Source organism: Burkholderia sp. Ac-20353 (assembly GCF_017104785.1).
Taxonomy (GTDB): Bacteria; Pseudomonadota; Gammaproteobacteria; order Burkholderiales; family Burkholderiaceae; genus Burkholderia.
The window spans coordinates 58,469-69,375 of record NZ_JAAGPL010000025.1; the positions used below are offsets into that span (position 1 = coordinate 58,469).

Below are 10,907 nucleotides of genomic sequence, written 5' to 3' on the forward strand. Positions count from 1 at the left end.
GCCGGCCGCGTCGGTCCGGCCGGCGCAATCATCGCGTACCGAGCGGGAGGGGCCATGACCAGAACGGTGTTGATAACCGGTGCGGGGTCCGGATTCGGGCGAGGGGTCGCGTTCGCGCTTGCCGAACGGGGGCATCGCGTGATTGCATGTGGTCAGATCTGGCCGCAGGTCTGGGCGCTGCGGCAGGAGGCCAAGGCGCGTGGTGTAGACATGCAGGTCATCAAGTTCGATGTGACAAACGAAATCGATCGTGCAAATGCATTGACGCACGACGTCGATGTCCTGCTGAACAACGCGGCGATCATGGAATCCGGCCCGCTTGTGGAGATTCCGATATCCGTGTTTCGCTCGGTGTTCGAAACGAATGTCTTTGCGGCGCTCGAAGTCGCGCAGGGATTCGCGCGCAGGATGGTCGTGCGCGGGCATGGCCGAATCGTCTGGATGTCGTCGGTCGCAGGACTCGTCAAGGTGCCTTTCGACGGTGCCTACGCCGCGTCGAAGCATGCCGTCGAAGGCATCTGCTCCGCGATGGAGGAAGAACTGAAGCCTTACGGCGTCGAAGTCGTGACGATCAATCCCGGCGCCTATCGGACCGGCTTCAACGATACCGGCATGGAAAGCATGGATCAATGGTGGAACCAGGGCGAGCGCTTGGTGGCCCACTGGCCGACGCGCGAACTGAATCGGCAACACGATCCCGCAGAAATGATCGACGCCATCGTCACGGTGATCGAGGCGGAGGCTCCGCCGTATCGGACTGTCAAGCCTGAGGCCGCCGAGCAGCTCGTGCGCGATGAACAGGCCGCCGCATGGCAACGGATTGTGGGCGGCAAGCGATGAGCGGCGCGAACAAACGCAACACCCGGGTAGCCTGTCCGGCACGCATGGACGCACGTTGCCGGCAGTCGTATGGCGGCGCCGCTAGACGAACCGGAGCAGAGAGATCGTGATCGTCAGCGTCACCGCCGACAGGATGCTCGACGCGACCAGCGTCGCGCCCGCGGTCGGATCGTCGATGTCGTAGCCGAGCCCGAACAGGATGCCGAACGACCCGCACGGTATCGCCGCGAGCAACACGAGCTGCCCGGCGATCGGCGACGGCACGGAGAAGAGACGGACGCAGAACCACGCGAGCAGCGGCTGCACGATATGTCCGAGCAACAGCGCAACAAATACCTCCTGGTTCAGTCGGATCGGAAGTGCGGCAAGGATGAGGCCGGTGGAAAACAATGCGAGACCGGCCGTCGTTCCGCCGATGATGCCCAGAGATTGGGCGATCAGCGTCGGCAGGTGCCATCCGGACACGGAGAAGGCGATACCGCCGAGCGGCGCCAGAACGACCGGCTTCAGGAAGGTGTTGAGCAGCGCGCCGGCGAGCGGTTGCGCATTCGGCCGACGCGCGTGTTCGGCGCTGCGGGCGCGCTCGAGCAGAATCAGGCATGCAGGGGACATCACGATCGATGCGATGGTGATCGCGAACGCGACCGTCAATGTGCTCGACTCGCCGTACACGGCGGCGAGAAGCGGCAGCCCGACGGCCGCAAAGTTCGGCATGCCAACTGTTACGGCGCGCACTGCGGCGCGACTCGGATCGACATGGAAGATGTGTTTCGACAAGACAAGCGACGCGAAATACGGTACGAGCATGAAGATCACGATGACCGCGATGGGGATCAGATGGCTCGCCAGCTCCGCGCGCGGCATCTTCGCGGTGTAGACGAACAGCGCGAACGGCAGTGCATAGTCGACCAGCAATTTGTTGATCGACACGATCGGCATGTTTCCGGCATGGGTTTTCCCGGCGAAATAGCCCATTGCGATCGAAAAGAAAAACGGCACCAGCGCGTTCGATATTTGTGCAGTCATGGCAGCTCCAGAGTGGGTCGCCGGGCACTGTGCCGGTATCCGGCGCGATCGCCCGCATTCTGACCGAGCGGTCTCGACGCGGCGAAGCAAGCCAGCCCGCGAGACGCACGTTGCTGCGAACATGAACGCCTCGCGGTATTTTTTCACCCCCCCGTACTGGGGGTAGAGCAGTCGGCTCGACAGCGCTATCGTTGGCGCATCGTGGCGACAGGCCGAAATGATGCAGGCAGGCCGGTTCGTACTGCGCGGGTGCCGTTACATTGTTCGATTCCGGAGCGTGGCCGTGCGGAATGAAACTGCACGATCGTCCCGCGCCGACAGTCACCTAACGGTCCGATCTCGACACGGCAAAGTTGCCGGGACGCCATGCTGAAGCGCGCATGTAGTCGCCACGATTAACTCGCCTGACCGGACGCGGTTGCCTTTCTACGCGAGCGGGCAGCAGGGCCGCGCGCATGCGGGCGTAGCCCGCCCGGAACGTCCGGCCCGGGATGGATGCCGGCATCATATCAATTGCACTGCGCGACTGTTCGCGTCGCGCGGAGAAACCCGCCATGATTTTTGAAATTGCCCAGATCGACATACAGGAAAACGGCGAGCCGGGGTTTGAACGTGCCGTCGCCGAGGCGAAGCCGCTCATCGAACGCGCACCCGGTTGCCACGGCGTGCATTTGTATCGCGGTATCGAGCAACCGTCCCGCTATCGTTTGATGGTGCGATGGGAAAGCGTCGAGCGGCACGACGCCTTTCGTCAGACAGCCGATTATCAGCGTTGGCGCGAACTGGCCGGCCCCTTCTTCGTGGGCCCTCCTTCAGTCGAGCACGTGCGCGAAGTCTGACACGCCTGCGCATGGGGCACGGTGCACCGCCGCGTCCGTTCGGCTTGCCCGGCCAACATCGCCGGCACCATAAGTTGTTGCAAGGAGATAGAGGCAGTGAGGTTCTCCACGATCAGCACGCAGATTCAATTGGCGAGGCGGCCGAACGGCCAGCCCGTTTCGGACGATTTTCTGACGGTCGAGGTGCCGCTTCCGTCGTTGTCGGACGGCGAGGTTCGCGTACGAAACGAGTACATTTCAGTCGATCCATACATGCGCGGCCGAATGGACGACCGGCCGTCATACGTCGAGCCGTTCAAACTGCATGAAACGATGACCGGCGCGGCGGTGGGCCGCGTGACCGACAGCGCATCGAGCGCATTCGCGCCCGGCGACCTCGTGCTGCACCGATACGGCTGGCGCGATATCGCCCAGGGCGCGGCAGAAGATTTCACCCGCGTCCCGGACTTGCCGGAGCTGCCGAGCAGCGTTCATCTCGGCGTAATGGGTGCGACCGGCATGACGGCGTATGTCGGGCTGCTCGTCGTGGCACGCATGCGCGAGGATGAGGTCGTATTCGTTTCCGCCGCAGCGGGCGCGGTCGGCTCGCTCGCAGGGCAGATTGCGCGCCTGAAGGGCGCCTCGCGCGTGATCGGTTCGGCCGGGAGCGACGAGAAAGTTGCCGTGATTCGCAAACGCTACGGATACGATGCGGCGTTCAATTACCGGCGCGCTCCAGTGCTTGAGCAGCTAAAGGCTGCGGCCCCTGCGGGCATCGACGTCTATTTCGACAACGTGGGCGGCGATCATCTCGAGGCCGCATTGTCGACGTTCAATTATGGCGGACGTGCTGCGATCTGCGGTGCCATTTCGCAGTACGACCGCGTCGGTGTGTTGCCCGGGCCGCGTTTCATGGAAAACATCGTCTATCGCAGCTTGACGTTGACGGGCTTCCTGCTTCATGACTATCGACAGCACCGGGATGTGTTCGTCGACGAGATGGCGGCGTGGCTCAGGGGCGGGCAGATCGTGCATGACGAAACGATCGTCGACGGTGTCGCTTGCGCGCCGGCGGCTTTTATCGGGCTGATGAACGGGACCAACACTGGCAAGATGCTGGTCAGGATCACGTGAACGATTGAACACGCGCGATCGATCGAGCCCGGGATTCGACCGCGCTGGCTTGCGAGTGGGACATGCCTGATGCGACTTCACGATTGGACGATGGGCCTCGCGTCGGTTGCGCCCGCGAGTTCGCGGGTGCCCAGGTGACGGTGCTGGAGTGCGACGGAAGCGTGCTGGTGGTTCGTTGGGTCGAGCCCGGCGTCCGGCATTTCGGCGAGCAGCGCTGGCGGCGCGCCATCGCTTCCCGGCACGGCATCTGCGTGCTGTCGCATTTGCCCATCTTCCCCGGTGACGCAGTGTTTCGCCCGGCGGAGCGGCCCAGACCCACCAATGCCAACGCGATGATCCTGGCGAACGACGCACTGGGCATGCAGTCCGCCTGAACGCGTGCCGGCGCGCGCAGCCCCGGCACGACCTGATTACGATTGCGCGACGGTATTCCTGAGTACACCGATCCCTTCAATCTCGACCTCGCAGACATCGCCTGTGCGCATCCAGAGCTGCGGATCGCGCGCCATGCCGATGCCAGACGGCGTGCCTGTCGCGATGACGTCGCCGGGCTCGAGCGTCATGACTTCGCTGATGGTGGCAATCAGCGTGGCGATGTCGAAGATCATGTCGTTCGTATTGGCCTCCTGCACGACGACACCGTTGAGTCGGGTCTGCAGCTTGAGACCGGCCGCGCCCGGCGGTAATTCGTCGACGGTCACCAGTTCAGGGCCCAGTGCGCCCGTTTCGTCGAAATTCTTGCCGACAGTCCATTGCGGCGTCTTGAACTGATAGTCCCGCAGGGTCGCGTCGTTGAAGACCGTATAGCCGGCCACATGGTTCAACGCATCGCTTCGCGCGATGCGTCGACCGCTGCGGCCGATGATGACCGCCAGTTCGCCTTCGTAATCGAGCTGATCCGATTCCATCGGCATGCGTATCGCGGCACCGTGCGCGGTCAGGCTGCTGCGAAATCGCGCAAAGAGCGTCGGATACGACGGAACCTCGTATCCCGCCTCTTGCGAGTGCTCGACATAGTTGAGCCCGACGCAGATGATCTTCGCCGGCCGCGTCACGGGCGCGAGCAGGGTGCAGGCGGCCAGGTCGAGCGGCTGGCCCGCCAGCTGGAGGCGTTGGCTCGCTTGAGCCAGGGCGGAAGGACCGCTGGAGACGAGGGTGTCGAGATCGCCGGGGTAGTCGGGATCGGTACGCGTCAGTCCAAGATAACGGCCGTCGCTGGACCGGATAGCGAGGCCGGTGGCGCCGTCGCGTACGAAGCTGATGAATCGCATGATTGTTTTCCGATAATTGAGTCAAAGAAGCCGCCAGGCGTGCGGCCCGCGCCGCGCAGTGCTTCGATCGTGTGCGCGATGGTGTGTCCCGCGTGATGCGGACAGCCGCCCGATGTCATTTGCCGGTCGAACCGGGCGCATCGTCGTCAGTCACTTCGTTCGCGACGGCAGCCCGGATCCGCTTCCATTGCACTGGATCGATCTGCCGCCGGACTTTCGCCACGTCGGATGCGCTCACCTTGCCGGCACGATTGCCCCAGCTGTCGCGCACGAATGTCGCGAGTTCGGCGACCTGCATATCGGATAGCCGCCAGCCGAATGCGGGCATTGCCAGCGGCGCCGGATCGGTTCTTGTCGACGGCATCCGCGAGCCGGTCAGAATCACGTGAATGACCGACGACGGATCGTCGGAAGAGACCACCGCGTTGCCAGCCAGCGCGGGAAACGCTTTCATCGCGCCGCTGCCGTCCGAGCGGTGGCACGCATTGCAGTTGTTGAGGTACAGCAGCGCGCCCCTTGTCGGCGCGACGCCCGAGCGCAACGCCGCGGCCGTGTCTGCCTTGACGGGAGGTGCCGCAGGCGTCTGCGGTGTGCGACCGGGGAGGCTGCCGAGGTAGTCGGCAACGGTGCCCAGATCGGCGTCGCTGAAATATTGCGTGCTGTTCTCCACGACTTCAGACATGCCGCCGAACGTGGCGCTGCCGTGTGATCGGCCGGTTCGCAGAAGCTGAACGATGGTGTCCCGTGTGAGCCCGCCGGCGCCGTTTCCGCGCCCGGGGCGCAGGTCGGGTGCATGCCAGCCTGCGAGCGTGTACCCGCTCAGGTACAGGCCTGTTCCGCGCTCGTCGAACGTCTTCTCCTGGCCCATCAGGCCGTGAGGCGTATGACATGCGCCGCAGTGCGCGAGCCCTTGAACAAGATAGGCTCCGCGATTCCACGCCGCGCTTTGCGCCGGATCCTCGCGATATGCGCCATCGGGGCGAAACAGAAGATTCCATCCCGTGAGCAGAACGCGCAGGTTAAATGGAAAGTGTAGCCGCGTCTCCGTATTCGGCTGGCCGATCGGGCGCACGCCATGCATGAAGTACGCATAGAGTGCACGGGTATCGGTGTCGCTGACCTTCGAGAAGGACGGATACGGCATGGCGGGGTAGAGCAGATGTCCGTCCTTGGCGACGCCTTTGCGCATCGCAGCCGCGAAGTCGTCGTAGCTGTAGCTGCCGATCCCATGCTTGATGTCTGGCGTGATGTTCGTCGAATAGATCGTGCCGAACGGCGTTTCCATCGGCAGCCCGCCGGCGAACGGCTGGTCGCGGCGCGATGTATGGCATGCAACGCAATCGCCGACGCGTGCCAGATAGGCGCCGCGTGCTATCTGGTCGGCATCCTGTGCGTTCGCGGCTGCCGGTTGTAACCACGTGGCCAGCGTGGCGAAGGTCAACAGCAGGCCGAATGAGATCCCGGCCAGTCTCGTTCGTCGAACACCCATTGCATTTCCTATGTCGGTAGCAGTGGACCAGGATTCTTCAGATACTGCTCGCGGATCGCGCGCGCCGAGAAGTACGCTTGCGCGCCGACCATGCCTGTCGGGTTGTAGGCCCAGTTTTGTGGAAACGCGCATGCGCCCGTCACGAATACGTTGTGCACGTCCCACGATTGCAGGTACTTGTTCACGACACTCGTATCCGGACGGTCTCCGCAGACCGCGCCGCCGGTCGTATGCGTGGTCTGGTACGGCCGCATGTCGAAGTGATCGCCGATTTTCCCGACATGGACCGACAGCGATTTCGGCTTCATCGCACGCGCGACTTGCTCGGCCTTGTCGGTGACGAAGCGTGTCATGCGCATCTCGTTGTCGTGCCAGTCGAACGTCATGCGCAGCAGCGGGAGGCCGTATGCGTCGCGATAGGTCGGATCGAGATCCAGGTAGTTCGTGCGGTATGACATGACCGAGCCCGCGGTACCGATGGAAAACGAATGCAGGTAGTTGTCCTTAAGCGCCTTCTTCCAGGCGGCGCCCCATTTTGGAGTGCCTTCCGGCAGCAGTGTCTGACCGATCGGGCGGCCGCCGGTGACCATCGCACTGATATATGCGCCGCCGACGAACCCGGCCGCGGAATGATCGAAGTGATCCGCATTGAAGTCGTCGAATGCCTGGCCCCCGGAGCCGGCGCCGATGAACGGATCGATGTGGACATCCTTGTCGAAAAACAGCGAAACCGCGCTGTTCTTCTGATAGGCGAAGTTTCTGCCGACGGTTCCCGTTCCCGTCGCCGGATCGTACGGCGTTCCGATCCCGGATAGAAGCAGCAGGCGCACGTTATGCATCTGGAATGCGCAAAGCACGACGATACGCGCCGGCTGAAACACTTCTCGGCCCTGCGCATCGAGATAGGTCACACCGGTGGCGCGCTTGCCGGATGAATCGAGTTGCACACGCGTCACATGAGATCGGTCGCGTAGCTCGAAATTCGGTTTGGCCAGCAACGCAGGCAAGATGCAGGCTTGCGGTGATGCCTTCGCATACATGTAGCAACCGAAGCCTTCGCAATAGCCGCAGAAGTTGCATGGGCCGAGCTGCATCCCGTAGGGATTCTGATAGGCGACGGACGCATTGGAAGCGGGAATCGGAAAGGGATGGAATCCAGCTTCGCTCGCGGCGTGCTTGAACAGTGCCGCCGGAAAATTGTCGGCGAGCGGCGGACACGGATATTCGCGCCGGCGCACGGCCTCGAACGGATTACCGCCGTCCACTTTCCTGCCCCGAAGATTGCCTGCCTTGCCCGACGTGCCCATCACGGCCTCGATCCGCTCGAAGTACGGCTCGAGTTCTTCCAGCGTATAGGGCCAGTCCTGGATCGTCATATCATCAGGAATGAACTTGGCGCCATAGCGCTGTACGTAGTGCGAGCGAATCCCCAGGTCGGCGGCATTGGCGCGCCAGGTCGTACCGTTCCAGTGCACGCCTGCGCCGCCCACGCCGGTGCCCAGCAGGAACGCACCGAGCTGCCGGTAGGGCAATGCGTCGTCGTTCGGCGAGTGCCGAATGGTGATTGTTTCACGTGCGAGGTTCTGCATCAGCTTGCGGCGCTGAATATAGGAAAGCTCGTCCGCGATTGCCGGGTACGCGAATTCCGGACTCGTATCCCGGTTTTCCCCGCGCTCGAGGCCGACTACATTCAGGCCGGCCTCGGCCAGTTCCATGCCCATGATCGCGCCTGTCCAACCCATGCCAACGAGGACAGCGTCCACTTCCGGCTTCGTAATCTGCAGCATATGCGCCTCAGCCTTGTTGACCTTCGATGCTGACGGGGCCGTACGGGTAGCGCTTGCCGGTACCGATCCAGTCGAGGAAGTCCGCCCTGGCGCCCGGAAAGCCGATCATCCTCCAGCTGCCCATCTCCAGGTTGCCTCCGTGTATCGGGTCCGACAGATAACCTTCCCGGGTGTTCTCCAGCAGAAAGGCGAAGAAGTCCATCGAGGAGATATCGTCAAATGCCATCGCACCGGATTCCAGACTCGCGAGTACACGGGTCCGTTCTTCCACGGGGAGGTCGGCAAAGCGCTTGCCCGCGAATTCGCGCATGCATTGTGCGTTCACCGCCTGGATACCTGCTCGGTACAGTTCGCGAGGTGTCAGCTGCGACTGATAGCCGAACAGTGGCGAGCCGGCACGAAACGGGCCCTGCATGTACCAATGCGCTGCATAGCCGTAGCCGGTTTCCAGTTGCCTGTCGATGAAGACGGGCACGTTGAGGTCCAGCGCGCCGGGCCCTTCGTCGTCGTGCGGGATAAGGCGATCCACCGCCGCGAGCACGAAGATCCATTCCTCGTGTGTGAAAAACTTCGGGCGATAGTTCTCGAGCCCCACGGCGCCGTTGGTGTTTTGCGTCGCCGTTGGTGCGGACGATGCTTCGTCGGCTGAATGACAAGCGCTCATCGCGACGGCGGCGGGAACAATGGCGACTCGCTTGAGGAACATGCGCCTGCCGGACTCCGGCGTTTGTATGTCTTCGGGGGAGGGGGCTTCGCTCATCGATGGGTCTCGGACCATTCCTTAGTGCCATCACTTGCGCGCGGGTGCTACCGTCATGTCGACTGTGGGGTGATGGCGCGTCAATACGCAATTCGACAGGCATGGGTGGCGCAGTCTCCCCAGACTGGAAACGCGCGTCGGGACATGCGTCGAAGGGTGTGGACAAAACAGTACCCGCGGCCCAGTGCGATGGCAGCCCCCTGTTTGGGGAGGGGCGCGCATAAAACAGCTGGCGAAGCCGTGTGTCAGGGCGCGCAGGGTCGGCGACCTCGGCTTCCGATGCCGAGCGTTCCGACCATTACGGATTTTCTGCGTGAAGCACGCAGAGCCTCCGGTACAGACGGGCGAGCATGTCGATTCCCGAACGCAGGTCATCGGTGTGCGCGATCGTTTGATGAGTGGCAGCGTATGCGCCAATACAGATACTCATCGATTGATTCAAGCGCGCGGGCCGTTGTCGGCATGGGTGCCAGCCTCGGTATGATCTGCTTCCGATTGCCCTAGCAATGTGCCTCACAACTGGTCGCGCGGTATAACTAACTATTCCCGATATGGTGTCGCTAGACTGAATCAACCAACAGTTCAAAAATGACGCGACTGCCCCCCCACTTAGGGAGGATCCTTGCAAACGCCTCGTCGATACGAGGATCATTACGTTGGAGATGTTTGCTTCTTCAAATCTGGGTGCCGGTCAATCCCGCCGACGTCGAATACGCGCCATCGGCTGACGCACCGGGCGAGCTCATCTCCCTGGGTTTGAGCTATAAGGACGACCCCGTGGCGCAACGACGCCGTTCACGGTGCGCGCCTTCGATTTTCCCGGATTGATGCCGAAATCGCTGACATAGACATCTTTAATCGCAGCGCCTCGGGAAACCGCGGCGCGCCAGTGGATTGCAATCGCGTCATTCGACTCCTCCGCGAACGCCGGGCCGAGCCAGGCCTGGCAGGCGCGAGATGGATTCAACTACGGAGCCCGCCATGTCGACTATCTCAAGACGTTCATTTGTCCAGTCCATCGGTGCAGCAACACTCGCACCCGGCGTACTTCTCGCCTCTGCCGAGGCCGGGGGGGCAGCCGAAAAGCCCGCTGCACCCCAAGGTGGCGGCGCGAACTATGCTGATTACAAACATATTCAGGTTACCCAGGAACATGGGGTAGCCACCGTGACGTTGAACTACCCGCCGCTCAACCTGCTCGACGAGGTACTGTCGGAGGAGTTCGACTCGGTGACACGACAACTTGAACAGGATACGAATGTACGTGTCGTTGTCCTGCAGAGCGCCGTGCCGAAATTCTTTATCGCGCACTCGGGTCTGCACCGTGTCGGCTCCGCTCCGAAGGCGACTTCGAATACACGGACATTTCGACTGACGCAGATGCTCGGCGAGCGCCTGCGCAACATGCCCAAGGCAGTGATCGCCAAAGTCGAAGGCATCGCTCGTGGGGGGGGCTGCGAGATCGCGTTGGCTGCGGATATGTGTTTTGCCGCGATCGGCAAGGCCGTGTTTGGTCAACCGGAAGTCGTCTGCGGACTCGTGCCCGGTGGTGGCAACACACAGCGCCTGCCGCGGCGCATGGGGCGCGCACGCGCTCTCGAGGTGCTGCTGATCGGGGAAGACTTCTCGGCGGAACTGGCCGACCATTACGGTTATACTAAGCTTTCCGAAAGTATTGTCATTGTCATGAGACAATGGACGAATGAAATCGAAACGCACATCGGACGGCCGGAAACTGGATCACGCGACCTTGCAGGCGATGCGTCAGCAAGCGGTGAAGGC

The 10,907-nt window shown here is 62.5% G+C and carries 9 protein-coding genes and 1 pseudogene; 5 read left to right on the plus strand and 5 right to left on the minus strand.

Annotated elements, in window-relative coordinates; all coding sequences use genetic code 11:
* Positions 1–54 precede the first annotated feature (54 nt).
* The gene (locus G3N94_RS11620; protein WP_205792538.1) at positions 55–840 is read left to right on the plus strand and encodes an SDR family oxidoreductase; all 786 of its coding nucleotides are present in this window, start codon (positions 55–57) and stop codon (positions 838–840) included.
* An 81-nt stretch (positions 841–921) separates the two neighbouring features.
* Here the strand turns inward: G3N94_RS11620 and G3N94_RS11625 are convergent, their stop codons facing one another.
* Positions 922–1,866: an AEC family transporter gene (locus G3N94_RS11625; protein WP_205792526.1), complete on the minus strand. Its 945-nt coding sequence runs from the start codon at positions 1,864–1,866 to the stop codon at positions 922–924.
* Between the two features lie 554 nt (positions 1,867–2,420).
* Between G3N94_RS11625 and G3N94_RS11630 the strand changes: the two genes are divergently transcribed.
* The 3 genes from G3N94_RS11630 (at position 2,421) to G3N94_RS11640 (ending at position 4,192) form a co-directional block, all read left to right on the plus strand.
* Complete coding sequence (locus G3N94_RS11630) at positions 2,421–2,705, plus strand: antibiotic biosynthesis monooxygenase family protein (protein ID WP_205792539.1); 285 nt, start codon at positions 2,421–2,423, stop codon at positions 2,703–2,705.
* Between the two features lie 96 nt (positions 2,706–2,801).
* Positions 2,802–3,818, plus strand: coding sequence for an NADP-dependent oxidoreductase (locus tag G3N94_RS11635; RefSeq protein WP_205792527.1), 1,017 nt, complete (start codon positions 2,802–2,804; stop codon positions 3,816–3,818).
* A gap of 62 nt (positions 3,819–3,880) precedes the next feature.
* The gene (locus G3N94_RS11640) at positions 3,881–4,192 is read left to right on the plus strand and encodes a DUF3331 domain-containing protein (protein ID WP_241021770.1); all 312 of its coding nucleotides are present in this window, start codon (positions 3,881–3,883) and stop codon (positions 4,190–4,192) included.
* 36 nt (positions 4,193–4,228) lie between these two features.
* Here G3N94_RS11640 and G3N94_RS11645 read toward each other — a convergent pair whose 3' ends face one another.
* The 4 genes from G3N94_RS11645 to G3N94_RS11660 form a co-directional block, all read right to left on the minus strand.
* On the minus strand, positions 4,229–5,089 hold the full coding sequence (locus G3N94_RS11645) for a fumarylacetoacetate hydrolase family protein (RefSeq protein ID WP_205792528.1): 861 nt from the start codon (positions 5,087–5,089) through the stop codon (positions 4,229–4,231).
* Between the two features lie 115 nt (positions 5,090–5,204).
* A complete protein-coding gene (locus tag G3N94_RS11650) occupies positions 5,205–6,578 on the minus strand; it encodes a c-type cytochrome (RefSeq protein WP_205792529.1) in 1,374 nt (457 codons plus the stop codon).
* An 8-nt stretch (positions 6,579–6,586) separates the two neighbouring features.
* Positions 6,587–8,365 (minus strand): GMC family oxidoreductase, encoded by a 1,779-nt coding sequence (locus G3N94_RS11655; RefSeq protein ID WP_205792530.1) that lies wholly within the window; start codon positions 8,363–8,365, stop codon positions 6,587–6,589.
* Between the two features lie 7 nt (positions 8,366–8,372).
* The gene (locus G3N94_RS11660; RefSeq protein WP_205792531.1) at positions 8,373–9,125 is read right to left on the minus strand and encodes a gluconate 2-dehydrogenase subunit 3 family protein; all 753 of its coding nucleotides are present in this window, start codon (positions 9,123–9,125) and stop codon (positions 8,373–8,375) included.
* A gap of 981 nt (positions 9,126–10,106) precedes the next feature.
* On the opposite strand from G3N94_RS11660, the pseudogene G3N94_RS11665 reads away from it, so the two are divergent.
* A pseudogene (locus G3N94_RS11665) lies at positions 10,107–10,769 on the plus strand (enoyl-CoA hydratase/isomerase family protein); the annotation flags it as partial.
* Positions 10,770–10,907 lie beyond the last annotated feature (138 nt).